This window comes from Phenylobacterium sp. (genome assembly GCF_030693805.1).
In the GTDB taxonomy this organism is placed as follows: Bacteria; Pseudomonadota; Alphaproteobacteria; order Caulobacterales; family Caulobacteraceae; genus Phenylobacterium.
In genome coordinates this window covers 1-20,410 of the sequence record NZ_JAUXZW010000397.1, presented here as the reverse complement: position 1 = coordinate 20,410, position 20,410 = coordinate 1, and the positions used below count along the sequence as shown (strand labels likewise).

The 20,410-nt window shown below is 63.4% G+C and carries 16 protein-coding genes; 6 read left to right on the top strand and 10 right to left on the bottom strand.

All coding sequences use genetic code 11. From position 1 onward, the window contains the following. On the top strand, positions 1–153 hold a 153-nt coding region (locus Q8M88_RS17765), incomplete at its 5' end, for a CinA family protein (RefSeq protein ID WP_371132740.1). Positions 154–261: 108 nt separating this feature from the next. On the opposite strand, the gene Q8M88_RS16005 is transcribed toward Q8M88_RS17765, so the two are convergent. The 9 genes from Q8M88_RS16005 to Q8M88_RS15965 all read right to left on the bottom strand — a co-directional run bounded on the left by Q8M88_RS16005 (position 262) and on the right by Q8M88_RS15965 (position 13,763). Beyond that, positions 262–1,512, bottom strand: a complete 1,251-nt coding sequence (locus Q8M88_RS16005; protein ID WP_305598154.1) for a SulP family inorganic anion transporter — start codon at positions 1,510–1,512, stop codon at positions 262–264. 556 nt (positions 1,513–2,068) lie between these two features. After that, positions 2,069–3,778, bottom strand: a complete 1,710-nt coding sequence (locus Q8M88_RS16000; RefSeq protein WP_305598153.1) for an ATP-binding protein — start codon at positions 3,776–3,778, stop codon at positions 2,069–2,071. 41 nt (positions 3,779–3,819) lie between these two features. Continuing rightward, on the bottom strand, positions 3,820–4,353 hold the full coding sequence (locus tag Q8M88_RS15995) for a YfiR family protein (protein ID WP_305598152.1): 534 nt from the start codon (positions 4,351–4,353) through the stop codon (positions 3,820–3,822). Positions 4,354–4,355: 2 nt separating this feature from the next. Then, a complete protein-coding gene (locus Q8M88_RS15990; protein ID WP_305598151.1) occupies positions 4,356–6,215 on the bottom strand; it encodes a TonB-dependent siderophore receptor in 1,860 nt (619 codons plus the stop codon). Positions 6,216–6,466: 251 nt separating this feature from the next. Beyond that, on the bottom strand, positions 6,467–6,871 hold the full coding sequence (locus tag Q8M88_RS15985) for a response regulator transcription factor (protein WP_305598150.1): 405 nt from the start codon (positions 6,869–6,871) through the stop codon (positions 6,467–6,469). After that, positions 6,861–9,953: a PAS domain S-box protein gene (locus Q8M88_RS15980; protein WP_305598149.1), complete on the bottom strand. Its 3,093-nt coding sequence runs from the start codon at positions 9,951–9,953 to the stop codon at positions 6,861–6,863. The genes Q8M88_RS15985 and Q8M88_RS15980 overlap by 11 nt, the downstream gene beginning before the upstream one ends. A gap of 853 nt (positions 9,954–10,806) precedes the next feature. Beyond that, entirely contained in the window at positions 10,807–10,995 is a 189-nt protein-coding gene (locus tag Q8M88_RS15975) for a hypothetical protein (RefSeq protein ID WP_305598148.1), read from the bottom strand. A gap of 912 nt (positions 10,996–11,907) precedes the next feature. Continuing rightward, positions 11,908–12,792 carry a crotonase/enoyl-CoA hydratase family protein gene (locus tag Q8M88_RS15970; RefSeq protein ID WP_305598147.1) on the bottom strand — a complete coding sequence of 295 codons (885 nt, stop codon included), beginning with the start codon at positions 12,790–12,792 and terminating at the stop codon, positions 11,908–11,910. 341 nt (positions 12,793–13,133) lie between these two features. Beyond that, entirely contained in the window at positions 13,134–13,763 is a 630-nt protein-coding gene (locus Q8M88_RS15965; protein WP_305598146.1) for a type II toxin-antitoxin system HicB family antitoxin, read from the bottom strand. Positions 13,764–13,885: 122 nt separating this feature from the next. On the opposite strand from Q8M88_RS15965, the gene Q8M88_RS15960 reads away from it, so the two are divergent. The 3 genes from Q8M88_RS15960 to Q8M88_RS15950 all read left to right on the top strand — a co-directional run bounded on the left by Q8M88_RS15960 (position 13,886) and on the right by Q8M88_RS15950 (position 16,856). Beyond that, on the top strand, positions 13,886–14,143 hold the full coding sequence (locus Q8M88_RS15960) for a GlsB/YeaQ/YmgE family stress response membrane protein (RefSeq protein WP_305598145.1): 258 nt from the start codon (positions 13,886–13,888) through the stop codon (positions 14,141–14,143). 764 nt (positions 14,144–14,907) lie between these two features. Continuing rightward, the gene (locus tag Q8M88_RS15955) at positions 14,908–15,528 is read left to right on the top strand and encodes a PAS domain S-box protein (RefSeq protein ID WP_305598144.1); all 621 of its coding nucleotides are present in this window, start codon (positions 14,908–14,910) and stop codon (positions 15,526–15,528) included. After that, positions 15,411–16,856, top strand: coding sequence for an ATP-binding protein (locus tag Q8M88_RS15950; protein WP_305598143.1), 1,446 nt, complete (start codon positions 15,411–15,413; stop codon positions 16,854–16,856). Before Q8M88_RS15955 ends, Q8M88_RS15950 begins: the two co-directional genes overlap by 118 nt. Positions 16,857–17,604: 748 nt before the next feature. Here Q8M88_RS15950 and Q8M88_RS15945 read toward each other — a convergent pair. After that, positions 17,605–17,862 (bottom strand): hypothetical protein, encoded by a 258-nt coding sequence (locus tag Q8M88_RS15945; protein ID WP_305598142.1) that lies wholly within the window; start codon positions 17,860–17,862, stop codon positions 17,605–17,607. Between the two features lie 389 nt (positions 17,863–18,251). Here Q8M88_RS15945 and Q8M88_RS17760 point away from each other — a divergent pair, with 389 nt between their 5' ends. Together Q8M88_RS17760 and Q8M88_RS15940 are read left to right on the top strand one after the other, a co-directional pair. Continuing rightward, positions 18,252–18,686, top strand: coding sequence for a BA14K family protein (locus tag Q8M88_RS17760; RefSeq protein ID WP_371132739.1), 435 nt, complete (start codon positions 18,252–18,254; stop codon positions 18,684–18,686). A gap of 292 nt (positions 18,687–18,978) precedes the next feature. After that, positions 18,979–19,788 carry a TIGR02587 family membrane protein gene (locus Q8M88_RS15940; protein WP_305598141.1) on the top strand — a complete coding sequence of 270 codons (810 nt, stop codon included), beginning with the start codon at positions 18,979–18,981 and terminating at the stop codon, positions 19,786–19,788. Positions 19,789–20,410 lie beyond the last annotated feature (622 nt).

Sequence of the window (20,410 nt, the reverse complement as noted above, 5' to 3'; positions counted from 1 at the left end):
GGTGAAGAACCTGGCCTAGTGTATTTCGCCGTTGCTCAGGCCGGCCGGGCGCCCAGAGTAGAGGAGCAGCACTTCGGGGACATTGGTCGCGGAGCGGTGAGGTTGGCATGCCTCCGCCACGCGCTGAAAATGCTTCAAGGTTCACTTGCATAATGGACGCTCTGAAAGTCCAACCGGGACACTCTAAGCCTCCGCCGCGAACTGCGCATCTCGCCCTTCGCTAGCGCGTCCGGCTCAGGCCCGTCGCGTAGAGAGGGAGGTCTAGTTGCGCTCTTTGGGCGCAGCGGGCTTGAAGGCTGCCAACACCACCGCCAGCATGCAGCCCGCGACGATGCCGCTAGTAAGATCCCTGGCCAGGGTGAGACCGAGGGTAGTTAGCATTACTGCGGCCGTGCGCCAGTCGCGCAGGAGGCGGACGAATTCGGCCTTTTCCGCCATGCTCCAAGACACCACCAGCAACACCCCGGCGAGTGCGGCGAGAGGGATGAAGCTGGCCAGGGGTGCTGCGATGAGGATGAAGAGCAGCAAAAAGGTCGAGTGCATTATGCCCGAAAGCGGGCTGACCGCGCCCGCGCGCACGTTGGTGGCGGTACGCGCCATCGTGCCGGTGACACTGATTCCGCCAAAGAGCGCCGAGGCGATGTTGGCTAATCCCTGGGCGATCAGTTCCATGTTCGATCGGTGTTTGCGGCCGGTCATGCCATCCGCGACCTTGGCCGAAAGCAAGCTCTCGATCCCACCCAGAAGGGTGAAGGAGAGCGCGGCCGGCAGGACATGTAACACAAGCTGAAGATTGACGTCGGGGAGCCGGGGAGCCAGCAGGCCGTGGGGCAGGCTCCCGAAACGGCTGCCGATGGTCTCGACAGGCAGGCGCAGCAGGGCTGCGGCAAGCGACGCGCCTACTACGACAATCAGCATGCCCGGCCAGGTCGGCCGGTAGCGCCTTAACAGGAAGATCAGCGACGCCGACCCCGATCCAAGGGCCAGCGCCGCGGGTGTGAGGGTGGCAAGCGCGCCGCCAAGCGCCGCGAGCTTGGCGATGAGCGGGCCGGGCTCGGCCGCGGAGAGATGGAAACCCCCCAAATCTTTCAGTTGACTGGCCGCGATGATGACGGCGATCCCGCAGGTGAAACCAACGGTCACCGCGTGCGGGACGTGTCGGATCAAGGAGCCCAGCCTTAACACGCCCAGCAGCGTCAGCATCAGGCCCGACATCATTACGGTTAACAGCAGGCCATCGACGCCGAACTGCGCAGCGGTCGCAGCAACCAGCACGATGAACGCGCCAGCCGGCCCACCGATCTGGAACCGGCTGCCACTCAGCAGTGAGACCACGAAACCGCCGACGATGGCGGCGTAAAGCCCACGCTCGGGCGAGACGCCCGAAGCCACGGCGATCGCCATAGAGAGCGGCAACGCAACGACGGCCACCGTCGCAGCGGCCACGGCGTCCTGCCGGAAATGAACCAGCCGATAGCCCTCACCGAAAGTGGTGACGAGCTTGGGACGCAAGAGGTGCGCCGTAGAGGAGCCGTCGGGCATAGTCTGAAACGCGGTTGGGCGCTGAATCCGGAGGGACTTCGCTCACGCCGGTCAAGCGCTAGCGGACACTGCACTGATGGTGACGTACCACCAAGCGCAACGTTCACTAGGACCGCAAGTAGGCTTCACACCCAAGCGGGCCGCTTCCGACACTTCTGAGACATTCTGAACGTCTGCTGTTGCAAGTAGCCTGGGCGCCTCGCGCGCCTGTCGACGCCGTGTCTATGGGTCCGCAGCGCCCTTCGCCGCCGACGTCGCCGGCGCTTCAACGGTCGCCCCGACATCCGCCTTCGGCGACAACGCCGCCCGCGGCGATGCGGTGTTGGTCAACCTCCCCGCCTGGGAAGACCTCGTTCGGGACGCATACAAGTCCTGCAACGCGGCCCTGGTGAAGGCGGCTCTGGCGGGGAAGTAAGGTTCGCGATCGTCGCGGCGACACCGGACACAACAGGTCCGCCCGACGCGGACGTTGAACCCGCAGCCGACCGAGCCCCCTCTGGCCAGTGCTCGCTACCTGGCGCCTTTTTCACTCAACTTTGGGTGTCGGCGGAGTCGATAATGACAAAGCGACCCGCGCGCCAAGCGTCGCTCGATCAAACGGCTTTCGCAGTAGCTGCGCTGGTCGGCCGAGCGCCTGCTCTAGCGCTTCGGAGTCCGCGTAGCCGCTCGCAAACAGGATCGGAAGCTCTGGTCGCTGGGCCAGCACCAGTCGGGCGAACGCCGCGCCCGACATACCAGGCATTGCGTAGTCCGCAAGCACCAGGTCGATGCGTTCCCGCTCCAGGATCTCAAGGCCGGCAGGCCCGTTGTCAGCCGGGAAACAGGCGTATCCCAGCGTCGTGAGCGCATCACTCACGTAGCTCAGCACGCCCGCGTCATCATCGACAACCAGGATGCGCGCGCCCGCATTCCCGGCTTGTGACGCAACCTCGTCGGAGGGCGCAACCACATTGTCCTTGGCCACCGGAAGGTAAACGGAGACTGTCGTGCCCGTTCCCGTCTCGCTGTGGAGGCGTGCAAGTCCGCCGGCTTGTTTAGCTATGCCATAGACCTGCGCGAGGCCAAGACCCGTACCCTTCCCGACGCCCTTGGTGGTGAAGAAGGGATCGAACGCGCGCTTCTGGATATCAGCCGGCATCCCGACGCCGGTATCAGCCACGGACAGCACCAGGTAGTTTCCCGGTTGCAGGTTGGAATCCTCGGTCACGAATTCCGAGTGCGTGCTGACGCGCACCTCGCCTCCGTCCGGCATGGCGTCGCGGGCGTTGATGCAGAGGTTCAACACAGCGAGCTCAAGCTGCGTCGCGTCACCGATGACCCACGCCTCGGTTTCGTGAACGTCGAAGACCACATTCACAGCAGTGCCGAGCACCGTGGGGAGCAGTTCGCGTAGCCGGTCCACGACCTCGCGCACATCGACCGGGCGCAGTTCCAGCTTCTGTGACCGCGAGAACGCAAGGAGCTGCGATGTCAGGCGTGAGCCGCGCTGCGTGGCCTCCGTGCCCATCCGGGCCCACTTCTCGACGCGCCCGGTGTCGGAAGGACGACTGGAAATCACGTCGAAGGCGCCTTGGACAGTCTGAAGCAGGTTGTTGAAGTCGTGCGCGATCCCTCCGGTGAGCTGCCCCAATGTCTCCATTTTCTGAGCCTGGAGTAGCGCTTCTTCGGCCGTCTCCCGGCGGCGAATCTGCTGCTGGAGACGCTCATTCATGTCGGCCAGCTCAAGGGCGCGGGCCTGCGACTCCGCGGCGGCTCGGGCTTGCGCCGCCTGCGCCGCATGCGCCCCGGCGAGAACGAGCACGGCCATGAGCAACAACAACGCGGTGCCGGCATGACGTTGGACGAGATCGCCCAGCGGTTCAGGCGCCGCGCGCAGATAGACCGTTCCGATGGGAACGCCCTCATGCAGGACGGGCGCCGTGACCGCGACGGCGACGCCAGGCGCCGGCCGCGCCTCGGCGACCGTCCCAGGCGGACGTTCGCCGCCCCGCCCGAACTCCGCCACGCGTGCGCCGCGATCATCGTAAATCCCAGCAGCCTCGACGCGGGCGTCCGGCCGCAACGCGCGAACCAGGTCTCCGGCCGCGGACGGGTCTTGGAATACGAGCGCCGGCTCGACCGTAGCCGCCAGCACCTCGGCCTGCGCCGTAAGCGACTGCGCCTGACGGACGCGAAAGGCCCGCTCGTTGACGAGACCCACAATGAGCCCTGCGACAACCAGCGCCAGCGCGCCCACCGCGGATACAAGCGCCCGGATGCTGCGTCTCCGCACCCCCGTCATCGGACCACCGCCACGGCGAGATTGAGCAGCTTAGAGCTGATTTCAAGGCCGGCGCCGGCGCTAGCGCGCTGGTCGATCTGGAAACGGACCCGGTTCGCCTGGATCACGAACTGGATCCCGGCGCGCTCTCCGATGGGCCCGTCGGCGACGGTGAGCACGGGCGCCCCGGACGCGGCGCGAACCGCGTCGCTTGGGGACTGCGCCGCCGAACCGCCGAGGAACGCAATATGGCAGCCGGAGTTCGGCGCAAGAACGCTGATCCGGCGGACCCGAAGGCTTCGCATGTTGACTGTCTGCCCCTGCGCCAAACGGTCCAAGGCGTCTCCAAACGGGTCGCGACCGACGATACAGAGTTGGACGGGCGAACGCGCGTCCGCAAACGCCGTCGCAGGCCACTCGACGAAGGAGCCGAACTTGGAAAGGTACGCCGCCTTCACCTGATACTCCGGCGCGCGCTCCTGGGCGCTCACATCCCCGGCGGCGATAGAGAGCGTGAGAACCGCCGCGCCGATGAAATCGCGACGATGCATTTTCAGAAGCCGTACCGGACCGCGACCTGGTAGTTGCGCCGCAGTTCGTTGCGCCGTGGCTCCGTCGCCTCGGGGTGGGACGCATCCAGGAGATTGAAGCCCGCCAGGGAGAGTTCGACGCGGTCTGATACTCGCCAGCTGAGCCGCGCATCGGCCTCAGCGTAGGCCGGCGCCTTGCGGTATCCCGGCGTTAGTTCGGCCGGTACTTCTCCCACATATCGGACCCGCAGGTCGAGATCGAGGCGGTCGCTCAGCTGGTGCTGTGAGCGAGCAATCATCTGGAAATTCGGATCGTGGCCGACCGCGGCGAGCCGCGACAGGTCGACTGCGTTGTCGGATGTCCGAAAGTCCTTACCTAAACCGGAGATCCCGGCGCTGAGCCGCCACCGCTCCGTCGCTTGGAAATCGCTCCAGATCTCCAGCCCCCATGATTCTCCTTCAAGTCCGTTTGCGATGCGAACCGGCAGAATGGTGACCGGCGTCGGCTCGGTGGAGCGCAGCCGCTCATAGTCGTGATAGAAGATGGTCGCCGAGAGCGAGAGACGTGGATGCGGTCGCCCACGATACCCCAACTCATAGGCGATCAGCCGCTCCGCCTCGAACTGCGAACGCACGAGGAGGGGTGGAAAGACCAGGTCACGATCTAGCCGCGAGGGGTTGCGAACGGCGCTTGAGGCGGCGCCCCAGAGCAGTGTGTTCGGCGACTGACGCCAAGCGAGCCGCACGTTCGGCATCCACTCCGTCCCACCTAAGGTGCTGTGTTCCGCCTTTACGCCCACTGTCAGCGTCACATCCCCGAGGGCGACCTGATCTTGCACGAATGCGTTGGATAATTCCGACCGCCGCGTCGGCGGGTCCAAGACGAAGCCGTTGACGAAGTTCGCGAAGCGATCCTTCCAGACCCGATGGCCGGCGCCGAAAACGAGCTGGTGTTGGCCGATCGTCAGCCGCTGCTCCGCCTGGATATCGTAGGTCCTCACCCCATCGAGGATCCCGCGGGCGATCCGCTCATAACGGTCGTAGTAGGCCTGCACCTCGAAGTCTGCGTCATCACTCCACGCCTGGGTCCACCGGACGAGGAGATTCTGGCCGACAAGTTTGCCGTTCGGGCTGGCGGGAATCTGAGATGGCACCCTGTCGTGGTAAGCATCGCCCTGCAGCGTAAGGTGCGTCGGGCCCCGGTCGAAATCGGTCCGGAAACCCAGTTGGCCGCCCTTCCATCCATCCGCAGCGCTGCTGCCGTCGCGAATGCTGTCCGCACGATCATAGGCGCGGCCGTAGATTCGGAACGCTCCATCCGCCCCAAGGCGGCCGCCGTAGCGGGCCGTGTAGGACTGGTAGCCGGCGCCCCCGGCGGCGAGGCCCGCCAACCCCTGAGTTTGGTCGGCAGGGCGGGTGACAATATTGACCACGCCGTTCACCGCGTTCGCTCCCCATAGCGTGCCGCCGGGGCCGCTCACGACCTCGATCCGGTCTAAATCCGGCAGGTCTGGGTGGAGCTGGCTCCATTCCACACCGGAAAAGAATGGCGAATAGACGCTGCGGCCGTCGATCAGGACCAGCAGCTTGTTGGCGCTTTCGAAGCCGTTGAGACCGCGGGCGGAGATGCCGTAGTCGAGGGCGTCGACCCGCTGCACCCCGAGGTTAGGAGCGAGCCGCAAAGCCTCCGCTACACTCTGCACGCCGCTTCTGCGAATATCATCGTTGGTAAGCACGAAGACTGAAGCCGCAGCTTCAGCGATGCGTTCAGGACGCTTTGAGACCGAGGTGACCTCGACGTTCGACAGTTCCTCGAGCGACATGCGTGCAAGATCGGAAGACGTCTCCGCCCGTGCGGCCGCCGCCGACAGAAGGAACAGCACCGACAGCGCCCTGCCCCGCATGTCATTTCCCCCCGGACAATGACCCATGCCGTCGCTCGCAGGGCCATTTCTCTACAGTGCGGTAGGGCACAGCTTGTTCCACTGCCACAAGCCAATTTCCCGTCTTCTCCAATCTTCGCCAAGCTTCAAATGCGGGCCACAGGTCGGATTTCACCAGGTACCGCCGCACGCATCCGACAAGCGCCAACTCCGAGCCTTTCGTTCGCCTTTGTCGCGAACTGTCGACGAGGCTAATCTGGAAGAAAGGTAGCCGGCGGCCCCGTCTCCACCAATCTTAGAAGCCTTCCCACCCGAGCTTGCAGCTGAGCCTCTGTAAACGGCTTTGTCAGGTAATCCTTAGCGCCCAGTTTGATCGCGCGCTTCACATCGTCAACAGCGTGCCTTGCGGTCAGCACTAGGACAGGCAGCAGTTGGCCGCGGGCGCTCAGCGCCTCAAGCACAGCAAACCCATCCACCTCGGGCATGTTGATATCCAACACGAGAGCATTTGGGCGAACCGCCGACACACTGGAGAGAGCTTCGGACCCGTTCCGGGCGGTGTGCACTTCGAAGCCCGCGGCTATCAAGCGCGTACGAATAAGCTCGCGGATGTCGCGATCGTCTTCCGCGACCAGGATCCGGTATTTAGGCGGCATCGCTGCTCTTCCGGATTTGCTCAGCAAACGCCGTGGCGCGCCCCACGGCGGCGATCAAGGCTTGCGGCTCGACCGGCTTCCCGACGACATCCTCGAAACCTAAACTGATGAGTTTCGACAGCGCGGCGGGGTCCGCGTCAGCGGTGAATGCGAGAATGGGCGTCATGTCATTCGGCCCCGGCGCCGCTCGTATTTTGCGAAGGGCGCCGGGCCCATCGAGGCCGGGCATCTGGACGTCCATGAGAATAACGTCATAGGGCGCTTCTGACGCCATCTGAGCTGCGGACTCGCCGTCCGCCGCCTCTGTGATCTCCGCCCCAACACCGGTTAGGAACAACCTGGCGAGGTCTCGATTGGCGGCGTGATCATCGACAACTAGCACGCGGACTCCGGTGAAACTGATCTGATCCGACGCCTCGGACACCTTCGGCGTCTCCGCCAAGACAGCGCGTTGCGAGGGTATCTCGAACCAGAAGCAGCTGCCCTCTCCGGCTTGGCTCTCGATGCCGATATGACCCCCCATGGCCTCAACCAGGCCCTTGCAAATCGCCAACCCCAGGCCCGTGCCACTTTGAGTCCGCGTCAACGATCCGTCGATCTGCGAAAATCGCTTAAACAGCCGTTCCTGCTTGTCCTGAGAGATCCCCTCACCCGTGTCGGCCACCTCGACGCGCAGGTTTCCTGTGTCGTCGTCATAACGCGTGCGCAGAGCCACGCCGCCGACGGTGGTGAACTTGACCGCGTTGCTCACCAAATTAAGCAGGATTTGGCGCAGACGATCTGGGTCTATCAAAAGGACCAGATCATCGCCGCTCGCCCCGCCATCGAGAGACAAGCCGAGATCCTTGGCGCCGGCCTGCGGCGTGAACAGATCCAGCGTGTCCCGGCATAGTTTACTGACAGACACCGCCTCCGGGTGGATAGCCACCTGGCCGGCCTCCAACTTCGAGAAATCGAGGATGTCGTTCACCGTGCAGAGCAGTGCGCGACTAGCGTTGCCGACGCGGTCGATGTAGTCGCGAGTCAGATCGGCCAGATCAGCCTGCTCGGCGGCTAATCCTGTGAATCCGATAATGCTTGTTAGCGGCGTCCGCAGCTCGTGGCTCATGTTGGCTAGGAAGTCCGCCTTCACGGAGGCCGCTTCCTCCGCCTCGACCTGCGCAAGTCGAAGGCGCGCCTCGAGGGCCTTTCTGGGCGTAATGTCGCGCACGACATCGTTGAGGCAGTTGAATTTGCCGGTGATCGGATCTGCGGTCAGCGTCGGCTTGCATTCAAGCCAAAGCTCATGGCCTGCCTTGTGCCGCGCACGAAATTCGACCGGCCAGGCCGCGATTTTGCCCTTGGAGCGGAAGACGGTTTGGCACATGGCCAAGACCTTCTCGCCATCCTCTGGCTCCATCAGCGTCGTAAAGTGTTGGCCCACCAGCTCGTCAGGCGTGTAGCCGGTTATGGCGAGGCTCGCCGGCGAGACATAAGTCATGATCCCGTCGAGCTGGAACTCAGTGATCATGTCGGGGGCGTTGACGGCAAGACTACGGAAACGTTCCTCGCTCGTCCTGATCGCGATGTCGGCCATTTTTTGAGCCGTGACGTCGAGCGCAGTGCCGATCACCGCGAGGACTTCTCCATTTGAGCCACGCTCGGTGTCCGAGTTGCAAAGAAGGTATCTCACCTCCCCATCGGCGCGTACGATACGGGTCAAGGAATTTTCGTCGGCGCCACCGCGGGCGAGTTGCTCCTCAAGGCGCACGCTCGCCACCAACGCGTCGTCCGGGTGGGTCATGGCCATGACCCGCTCAAGGTCGAGCGCTTGGTCTGCATCGAGCCCGTAAATCCGGTAGATCTGGGCTGACCAGGTGAGCTCGTGGGTACCGGCATCCACTCGCCAGTGTCCGAAGCCAGCAACCGCTTCAGCGGCCTCAGCGCGACGCGCCAATTCCTCGGCCTGGTCGCGTGCTTCAGCCATCGCGGCTTCGGCTCGTTTAAGATCAGTAATATCGACACTGACCGAAACCGTTCCACCATCGGCAGTTCGGCGCTCGTTGACCCGCAACCAGCGACCCGACGCGGTCTGCAGTACGACGCTGGGCGCCGCCCCCCAGCGGGCCGCCTGTCGTTCCGCCACCCAAGCCGCCTCGCGACCGCAAGCAGCAGGATAAGCGCCGTGGAGAACGGAGGATTCTAGCAGGCTGGCGAATTCGAGCCCAACCTTCAGCTCTGCGCCGTTCGACCGGCATAGGTCGTCATATTGGGCGTTCCAGGCGGTCAAGCGGTCAGACGCATCGTAGAAAGCCAGGCCCTCCGGCATGGCGTCTAGCGCTTCACGCAAGCGGCGCAGATTTCCGGTGCGCCGAGCGGCGTCGAGGGCGACCCCACCCGTCGCGACTATGAGGATCAGAGCGGTGACAACCACCGAGGCCGCCACCATAACCGCCGTCGACATCAGCGTGGCGGGCACGCGGACGCTGGAGTCCGGCACGACCGTCACTGCGGTCATGCCGGTGAAGTGCATGCCGACGATAGCGAGGGTGAGAAGCCCAGCGGAGCCGACGCGTGACGCGACGCCGCTCCTCGAATGCGCGACGAGCAACGCGGCTGAGGCGAGCAGACCGCCGACCGCAACCGACGCCGTGACATACGCCGTGTCCCACTGCACGACGCCAGCCGTCCGGTAGCCCAGCATTCCAACGTAATGCATAAGAGTGATGCCTAGCCCGACGACGAGGCCACCGCCCACAGTCGTCAAACTTGAACCACGGCCAATGCGCGATGAAGCGATGGCGAATCCGCAGGTCGTGCTGAACACGGCGACGCCTAACGATGCGGTGGTCGGCAGGACAGCGTAGCCCGTCGGAAGACCCGACTTGAACGCCAACATTGCAACGAAGTGCGTGGTCCAGATGTCCGCGCCCGCGACTAGGCCGGTCATGGTCAGCCAACCCATCTTCCTCCAGGAAGACGGAGACGGCACCCTGGAATATAGATAGAACGTCGCCAATGTTGAAGTCACACAGACGAAGGCCGCGACACCGACGAGCCAAATATTGTGCTCCATTCCGATACAGAGCAGCACGTTAATCATGGCAATATTCCAGCTGTGCACTGGACGGAGTGTGCGATGTAATCCTTCTCCCGGAGCTAACGCGGAGCCCTATTGATCGCGTTACAACGCCGCAGGACGTTAAGAGGGGCCGATGATAAACATTCGGAACCCGGAGCGTCCGACGCCCAACCCCGGCCTATGGGTGATCGGGACAGAGACGGGATCCCGAACGCCTACGATCCTCGCAACGACAAGGCCGCCCAGATGGGAGATCGCGATCGTAATTTCTGCGGCGAATGCCGCCGGCCACCCGTGTGGGTCCGCGCTGTAAGGGAGCCACCGGCGCCCGACGGAGGGCTTTGTCGATCTGGGTGTTCCAACGGAACCTCCCCGCCGCCTGCAAAGTTTGACACACCGCGACCCGCCGAGCCCCTCGCGTAAGTCGCAAATGCCCCCCGGCGCCGATTATCGCCGAGGACCCAGGCTAGTTATGAGGTCGGCGTTGTATTATTTGACTTTATACTATCCAAATGACCCTGTCGCGAAGCAACGTCGGGAAGTCGAGTGGGCGGCAGACGTTCTGAAGGTGATCCGAGAGATGTTTGCGCAGGAGGAGCGGTGCGACCATATCGTGGTCTCGCTGGACGGCACGAGAATGTTCGCCGTCGATCGGCGCGAAAATACGATCTCGACTGACGATCACCCTTAGCCGTTGCGTGTCAGATCCAGTGTGGAAAAAGTAGCGGTTCACGAAGCGCTCCTTACAGGCGGGAGCACTTCTGTCTCTCAACGCGGACGCCCCAGGGGATTGGTCTGCGACGACCTGCCGCCCCGACCAGTTTGTTGCGTGATGTACCCGACGGAGTGCGTTAGCGACCGAAGTCAAACCAGTCTAGTGATCCTCCACGCAGGGGATTTCCGCGAGCTGCTGCGCGCCTTGCCACAGTTCGACAGTCGGATTGCCCTGATCACAGAGCTTATGCGCTTGGCGCTCCGCTTCAGCCTGATCCTCAGCTTCGATCCATTCGCCCCAAACGATGTGGCCTGCGGGATCAAGCACGTAGGCGCGAAATGTGGGCATTGGCCCCCCTTATTCGAGGGGCGAAAACTGGAGAGCCGAGCTGAGGTTTGCAAGCTGGGTCGAGTGCGGCGAATTGTCGTCGGCTGCGAGCCCCTGCAGCCTGCCTCTCAGCTAGCCCGCGCCGCAGTCTCCCGAGTTCTTCGGCCGCGGCGTCTAGGTGCGCATCGCCCTTGAGATCGCACCGCTCGACGTGAGCCTGAGGCGAGGTGTCGCCTCCTGACCCGACCGCTTCTCTCTGGGCTGAGGACAATCCTAGGCCCCATTAAATGCCTGCGAACCCGATGGTGGCCGCCATCAAGAAGCAACCAAGTCCGATCACCAGCGCGGCGCGATAGGTCAAGTCCTCACGCCGCTTGAAGGCGCATACCTCGAACTAGCGCATCAAGCGCCTGGCGCGGGTCGAAAGGTCTCAAGATGAACTCGGAGCGCTCAACACCCTCATTTGCAAAGCGGGTGCGCGCTGTACCTCGCCCGTGGCCACGTTGATCGTGACGCAGGCGTAGCGCCACGCATGCAAAGGCGCGGGGGTAGCCGACGCGTGCCCTCAACTCTTGTCGGGTCAAGCATGTGCACTGGAGATTTAAGCGCGGCCGGCTAACGCCGCCCGCGCCCAGACGCGCAGCTAACTCGCTGGATGCAACGTTTTCAGGAACCTTCGCGGCCGCCGCCTTAGGTTTTCTCGCCTTCGTGGCCGGCTGCTGGAGCGGACATTAGAGCCCCCTGCCCCAAACCGAGCGAAGTAAGACAACCTCAGATCCATCTCTCGCCTCTGGGACCGATTGGCTTCGACCGTCAGCGCGTACGGCCGCTGCAGTATCGCGCACGCTGGGAGACGCTTCTCCAGCGACTTCGGGACGCCACCCGCAGGTGGATCCAATACGTAATCAATCCCTTTGATTCCAGGTCCCAGGCCTATAAGAACTCCGGCTTCTCCCAATGGGGCCAGATGTCGGGCATATCGCTCGACACCTTGTCGCTCCACGACGGTATCCGCTTCTCCAGAAACGCCGCTACGCCCTCTTTTGCGTCGGCCATTGCGCCGCGGGCGAAAATCGCGCGGCTGTCAGCCTTGTGGGCCTCCATTGGGTGGGCCGCGCCCGCCATTCGCCAGAGCATTTGCCGCGTCAGCGCCACCGAGACCGGCGAGGCGTTGTCAGCGATTTCCCGCGCCAGGGCGAAGGCCGCAGGCAAGAGTTCCGCCGGCGCATGGATCGAACGCACCAGGCCGCGCTCCAGGGCTTCCTGAGCCGCCACGAAGCGACCCGTCAGGCACCACTCGAGGGCGGTTTGCATGCCCACCAACCTGGGCAGGAACCAGGACGACGCAGCTTCGGGATTCAGACCGCGACGTGTGAAGACGAAGCCGAACCGAGCGTCGGTCGACGCCAGCCGCATATCCATCGCCAGCTGCATGGTGACGCCGACGCCGACCGCCGGCCCGTTGACGGCCGCGATCACCGGCTTCAGGCTGTCGAAGATGCGCAAGGTCAGCTGACCGCCGCCATCGCGCCAGACGCCGTCGATCATGCGCGCGTCGCGATCCTGGCCGCCCCGCGCCTCATAGTCGAAGGTCGCGGCGCCGGCCGACAGATCCGCTCCAGCGCAGAACGCGCGACCCGCGCCGGTGACGATGACGGCGCGCACCTGGTCGTTCGCATCGGTCACGTCGAAGGCGCTGATCAGCTCTTGCATCATGCGCGTGTTGAACGCGTTCAGCTTCTCGGGACGGTTCAGAGTTACGACGGCGACGCCGGCGTCCACTTCGATCGTCAGAGTCTCGAAAACCGGCATTTCCATCGGGGTCCCTCAAGCGGATTCAGCCAGATCGGCTTATGGACGGTCTAGGTAAACATTCCTAAATTCAGTATTTTCAACCTTTGGATCGATGGCCGCCTGAAATTATTTCATAATGTTCCGACATTTTCGACGACAATACTTTGGGAGCAGAGAGAATATGACGACTTCGACCCAGCGCCCTAAACAGCTCAATCTCACGCAGCAGAGCGATCGAAAGAGTAGCCACTGGTGGCTAGAGGTGCTGGGCGACGACGTCGAGCACGAGAGCTAAGGCGCCAGACCGCGACGATCGGGGTGCAGATCCCCACGACGCCGATCCGGGAGATCATGACAGCCGCCGACTAAGCGTCGTCGGCGTCGGGCTGACCACCCTCGCCAGCCTCCTTTGCCGCCTCTCGGCGACGGCTCATAGCCGCAGACACGCTGTCGGCCGCCCGGCGGACGCCGTCATAGACGCGGTCATCGAGATCAGCCATGCGCTTCTCGAACGCCGAGTTTGGTCCGATCGCGTCATTGATCTTGCGCGCCAGGTGGCTGAATTCGTCCTGCAGCTTTCGGCCAACGCCCTCGAAGTCGTTGCGAGGCTGCTCGCCTAGGCTCATCCGGACAGATTGGGCAATGAAGCCGGAGCGGGTCATTCCCGCCGCTTCGGCCGCTGCATCAAGGCGCTGCACCAGACGCTCGCCCAGTGAAATATTGATCCGGATAAAGGGATCGTCGACCGCTACGTCGATCAGGACGATGAACGCCCCGGGCTCCACTATCACCTGTTCTGCCGGGGTAGCTTTCGGCCAAGCCTCGCCCTCGTCGGCCAAGCCCTGTAGTCGGGCTAGCGCCGCGTGGCGCGCGTTGATCACTAGCGCCGCCACATCGGAGCCGTGCGCTGAGCAGTCCGGTAGATCGGGGAAGCGCGCCGTGTATCCGGCGGCCTGCGAGCCCTTAACGAGGGCGACGAAATGGAGCGTGTTCATAGGCATCCTCACTAACGTGAGTTCTAGGTTGTGTAATTTTACGCAACAACAAGCGCTGCTGGGGAACGTTAATTTCCTGCACGCTTTTCCACTCCGCCGCATGGGCGGTGGAGGGCTTTTGGATGTCTATTCTCGCATGGTTGGTCGTGGGCCTCATCGCAGGCTTTCTGGCCAGTAAGGTCGTCAACAAGACCGGCGAAGGCTTGGTGCTCGATATCGTACTCGGCGTCGTGGGCGCGATGGTCGGCGGCTTCCTGTTCAACCAGTTCGGTCATTCCGGCGCGACGGGCATAAATATCTACAGCATCTTCGTCGCCTTCATCGGCTCGGTGATCGTGTTGCTGGTCTACCACATGGTGTTCCGCCGCCGGGCGCTCTGAACGATCTCAACCGCTCAAACCTGGTGACCACGATGAACAGCGATACCGCCAAGGGCGCGACCCAGAAGGCCGTCGGTTCCGTCAAGGAAGCGGCCGGTAAGACCGCCGGCGATAAGAAACTTGCGGCGAAAGGCGCGGCGGACCGGCCGTGGGCACGGCGAAGGAAGCCGTGGGCAAGGCCAAGACCGCCGTCAAAAAGACCACCAAGTAGTACCGGACCAACGGGTCCCCGGCACACCGCCGGGGACCTTGTCCCTCCCTATCGCGCTGCTTCGCACGGCCGCGGCCGAGCCAATCAACTCCAGACGCCACGTGCGAACGACGGCTTTCAGATGCGCCGGAATCGGTCCTTCGTCGGACGTCTGCCCGGCGCCAAAAGCGCAGAGCTTTCAACATCGCCCCACGGCCTCGGGATTGCGCCAGTTTAAGTGCGGCTGAGCGCGCCGAACGCCGCGGTAGTGCGATTGCTCAGTGATCTCGTCCGAGGTCCAGGCCGAGCCGCCGAGCGTCGCGCATGATCGGGCGTACTGTTTAGGGGGACGCCGCGGCGCATGTGCGACGACACAAGCGGTCTAGCCACTCCGGAGGTTCGTCAAGGAAACCCGGCGCTTCGGAGCTCAACAAGACCCGCGCCGCGCACAACTGGCCATGCTCTCATTGCGAACCCTTGCGTCGGTTAGCGACGCTCGCCAGCGCGCTCATCGAGAGGCTCGCCTTTGCAACCATTGGCTTTTGGCGGCGCTTATTTGGGGTTGAGGAACAGCATGAAGCCGACGCCGAGCCCAGAAAAGTCGGCAAACCCCGACGACCGCCACCGCCTGCTAATCGATTCGATCACTGATTATGCGATCTACATGCTCGACGTCGACGGGCGCGTTACGAGTTGGAACCCCGGCGCACAGCGGTTCAAGGGCTATGCGGCCTCGGAGATCATCGGGGAGCATTTTTCCGTCTTCTATACTGAAGAGGAACGTGAAGCTGGCGTACCATCCGAGGCGTTGCGGACCGCCGCGAACGAAGGGCGGTTCGAACGCGAAGGCTGGCGTGTCCGCAAGGATGGCTCGCACTTTTGGGCTCACGTCGTCATAGACCCCATTCGTGATCCATCGGGAGCACTGGTGGGTTACGCAAAGGTCACGCGCGACCTGACCGAGCGAAAAGCGGCAGAGCAGACGCTTCGACGCAGCGAACAGCAGTTCCGACTCCTGGTGCAGAGCGTAACCGATTACGCGATCTACATGCTTGACGCTGACGGCCACGTCAGCAGTTGGAACGCTGGGGCCGAGCGCTTAAAGGCTATGCGTCGGAAGACGTCATTGGCCGGCATTTCTCCACCTTCTACACCGCTGATGAGCGCGAGGCGGGCGTACCGCGAACTGGGCTGAAGGCGGCGGCCGAGCATGGCCGATGGGAGACCGAAGGCTGGCGCGTCCGCAAAGACGGGACACGCTTCTGGGCGCATGTCGTCATCGACGCCATTCGCGACGAGCAAGGCGATCTGCTCGGCTTTGCGAAGATAACGCGCGACATCACCGAGCGCGTCGAGGCGCAGCGGGTGCTCGATGAGACCCGAGAGGCGCTCTTCCAGGCTCAGAAGCTAGAAGCTGTCGGCCAGCTTACGGGGGGCGTGGCGCACGATTTCAATAACCTCCTGATGGCCGTCCAAGGCAGCCTCGAGCTTGCCAAGAAGCGCGCGCAGAACGACCCCAGGCTGATGAGCCTCCTGGAGAACGCGATGGAAGGCGCTCGCCGGGGAACGACCCTCACGCAGCGCATGCTCGCCTTCGCCCGCAAGCAGGACCTTCAAGTCGAAGCCGTGGACCTGCTGTCCCTCGTCCGTGGGATGCAGCCGTTCATTCAAAGGAGCATCGGGCCAACCATCCGGGTCAGCATCCGCATCCCGGCCAACCTCCCTTCAGTGCGCACCGATGCGAGCCAGCTAGAAGCGGCGCTGCTCAACTTGGCGGTGAATGCCCGCGACGCCATGCCGGATGGCGGGGCCATCATCATCAGCGCCCGCCGAGTCCGCACCTCCCGAAGCGCCGACCTGCCGGTCCCTTCGGGTGAGTACATCTGCCTCTCCGTCGTCGATACGGGGGTGGGCATGGATGATGAAACCCTGGCGAAAGCCACCGAACCGTTCTTTACGACCAAGGGCGTGGGGAAAGGGACCGGTTTGGGCCTTTCTATGATCCATGGCCTCGCCAGCCAGTCGGGCGGCGCTATGAAGATCGACAGCACGCCCGGCGAAGGCACCTCCGTTGAGCTCTGGTTGCCAGCCGCGAAAGCGACCGATGCGGTTGCGGAGCAGCAGCCGACACCTCTGACTGCCGCGGCTCCGCTGGGGCGACAGCTCCGCATCCTTGCCGTGGACGATGATCCGCTGGTGCTGGCCAACACCGCAGCTTTGGCGGAAGACCTCGGCCATACTGTCTTGAAAGCCGCTTCCGGTTCCGAGGCTCTAGACCTTCTTTTGGACCATGACGAAATAGACCTGGTTATCACTGACCAAGCGATGCCTGGGATGACGGGGCTCGAGCTGGCGAAAGAGCTGCAGTCGCTGCGACCGGGACTGCCGGTCGTGATTGCCACTGGCTATGCGGAGCTCCCGGCTCATGCGTCTTCTCAAATCCCACGCCTGCCGAAGCCCTTTAGTCAGGTCGCTTTAGCGGAAGCGATCAGCAACGCGGTGACGGCGCAGCCAGATTCGTAGAGTTTGCTCGTCGCTGGCCTGCTTGGTGTTCCGGCGCGCGGCGTCAGGCTAGCAACGCAGCGGCGATCGCGGCCCCTGGAGCTGAGGTCACGCATCGTAGGTGCGGTCTAAACGCTCCAAGGCCTCGCGGATGTCTGAGAGGGGGACGGGCTCGGGAGTCCCGAGAAGCCAACGAAGCCAAGGCTCGTCCCGCACAGCTGAAGCGTCCGACGCCCAGGAGGTAAGGACTGCGCGCTTTTGCGCTCCGTCGAGAAATGGATCTTTGAGGACCTCACGCGGATGTCGGAACCCGACCGAGGGGCGCAACCACCTCTCTAAAGCTGCGCCGAGACCTTGGTTTTCGATAAGCTGCTCTGATGTCGCCAGACGCATAGCAGGCCTCCAGATCTTTCCTTTCTCCAACCCTCAGCCCGCGCCGAGGGCTTTCGGGAATCTGCGCTCCCTCGCAAATTTTTCAAGACGCCAAAGTTGCCCATCAGGCACACCAACATTGTCGCATCACTCGCGCGTGTGACAGTGTCCAAGCTTCGGAGTGAATCTTCTTCGCGCCGGCTTGGCGAGCGGCTGCAGAAGGATGGTTCGCCCTACGCGCCCCGCTCCCAACGCAGCGCGCTGGGCCGCCAGGCGTTTGATGACAGGCGTTCGCCCAGGCGATCCGCGTCGCACGTCACTGAGGTTGGGAGTCCAGGCATATTGACGCCCTCGAGCGGGGCCGAGGGCGTCAACAGGCCTGCATTGGGCTCCGATGCTACTTCGGCGCTGGCATGTCCGGCGCGTTGGTCGTGGGGGTGTTGGCGGTGGTCGCGCCGCCGTCTGCGTTCCCCGCTTGCTGTTCGATCACGTCCGCCTTTTCGTTCAGCGCCTTTTCTTGTGCTTCGTTCGGCGTGGCCGCGGCTTGTGCTTCCAACGAGTCCGCCTTCACTTCGGCCTGTTTGTCCGCCTTGCTCTCGCAAGCGGTCAAGGCAAGCGCTGCAGCGGCCGTAGCTACAAAGTGGATCATGCGCATCGTGTAACTCCCTGTGTGTTGCCAAGCTTAAGCGCACACCAGCGTGATTGGTTTCAAAGGAACCTTGCACGCAGCGAGGTCTTCATTGGCGGTACGCTGGCCACGCATCCGGCGTACCTCCTTGGGTCCCGGCGGCACGCATCCGCCGGGACTTTTCGTATGAGATCGAGGTTCTCGCGACGACGTGTGTCCGCGCCCCCTTGCCGGCAGGCGCATCCAGGTCACGCCCCCTGAAAGCCATCGCGGAGTTGAGAGCCAAAGCCGAGGGTTCGGCAGGCTTTCGCGGCGGGCACGACACGAAGTCGCGTATGGAACCGCGTCGCGTCCTTGAGAACCTTCCGCGCACCTGATCGTTGCACGTGTGGGAAACGCCATTCAAGGATTCGATCATGCGCAAACATGTCATAATGGGCCTTGCCGTCTGTATCATCGCCGCCAGCGCTGGGGCCGCCAGCGCGCAGCCGCGCCCGATGGGGGATCGGGACCAGGACGGCGTTCCAAACGCCTACGACCCGCGCAACGACAATCGAGCCCCGATGGGAGATCGCGACCGAGATGGCGTTCCTAACGCCTATGATTCTCGGAACAACAACCGCGGTCCCATGGGGGATCGCGACCACGACGGTCGGCCGAACGCCATCGACAACCACGATGACCGGTGGAATCCGCGCTGGGGCCGGGAAGTTGCTCCGCCACGCCATTGGCGCGCGCGCGCTGGTTGGAACCGGCACGTGAACGCCTGCTTCAACCGTTATCGGTCGTATAATCCTCGCACCGATACATATGTAGTTCGACGTGGGGTCGTAGCCCGCTGCCGGCTGTAGAGCGGTTTCGTCTCTGAGCGATACCTGCGATCCTGCACTTCGACGTCGAAGGGTCTGGTGGGCGATCGCGAGCCCGCCAGACACAGCGGTCGGCTTTGTCAGCCCAAACCAGTTGGCGGCTAGGCCGGACGGCTGTAGCCCCGACAGCGCCCTGTCAAAGCAAACGCACCCGGCTGTCGTTCTCAGGTTTCGTCAGGCCGCTGGCTCCCTGTGGGGGAAGCTCAGCGGCGGTCGTCGGCAACCATCTTAAAGCGGCAAGGGAGCAAGCTTCGCTATTGTGCGTTAGCTCGCAATGGCCGTCGCTGCTGATGAAGAATCTTATGCCCGCGGTCTGGCGCGAGCCGCCGCCGGCGCCCTGATCTTCAGCTTCCCATTGCTGATGACGATGGAAATGTGGGAGCTGGGCTTTCACATGGACCGCACTCGTCTGGCGCTCCTGTTCGCCGTCGCTAGCTTGGTGGTGTTTGGACTGGCCCGCTTCGCCGGCTTTCGCGACGACACAAGTCTGGCGGACGACGCGCTCGACGCCCTGGCCGCGCTCCTGGTTGGCTCTGTGGTGTCAGCGATCCTGCTGATCTTGCTCGGACTCATAACCCCCGACACGTCGTTCCGCGAGGGCGTCGGCATGATGGCGGTGCAAGCGGCGCCGGCCAGCATGGGCGCCATCCTGGCGAACAAGCAGCTCCAAGCAAGGTCCTCCGGACAGACAAAGGAAGATCGCGCCGGCTATCTTGGCCAGCTCTTCCTTATGGCGGCGGGCGCTCTCTTCCTCGCCTTCAACGTGGCGCCGACGGAAGAGATGATCCTGATCGGGTTCAAGATGAGCCCGTGGCACGCTCTGGCGCTCGTCGTGGCGTCTCTCATCATTCTGCACGCCTTGGTCTTCACCGTCGGGTTCGCTGGCCAGGAGCATCACGAAAGCCACGCGCGCGCATTCGCGCACTTCACCCTGGCAGGGTACGGGATCGCCCTTTCGGTCAGCCTCTACATTCTGTGGACGTTCGGCAGGCTCGACGCAGGGTTCAGCGACACCGTGCGCGCCGTGGCGGTCCTGAGTTTCCCGGCAACCCTTGGCGCGGCGCTCGCGCGCTTGGTGGTCTGAAAATGGTTTGGCGAAAGAAACCGCGGCCCAGCCTCCTCAAGCGCACACCGATCGCGGAGTGGGTGGCCGCGGCCCTTGGCCTAATCCTCACCGTTGCAGTGATCGGCTACCTGCTGGCCGAGGGGCTTCGCGAGGGCCAGCGTCCGCCCAGCCTCTCAGTTGCGAGCGAACCGGCGCAGCGAACAGGTGGCGGCTACGTCATGCCTGTTGTCGTCCGCAACTCTAGCGACACCACCGCCGCCAGCGTCGAAGTGCGGGGAACGCTTACGCAGAGTGGCGCAATCGTCGAGGAGCGGACGGTTACGTTCGCTTACGTCCCCGGGCGGGGCGAAACGCATGGCGGCCTAGTCTTCCAAAACGACCCAACTCGCTCAACCGTCGAAGTAGTGGCCGAGGGTTATGAAGAGCCCTAACGACCATTTCGAAACGCCCGACGTTTCACGGAAACGCCCACTGACTGCAGAGCCGGCTTGCCCGTAGTTTCTAAGAGGCTGTTTGGAAAAGGCGTGAGCGGTGATTCCGCTTCATCGTGGTCTGTGATTCAAGCTCGGGATGTGGACCGAGCAGAGCCGTGGCCGGATGGCCAAGATCGCGAAGAAGACCAAGCGATATCCATCTGATC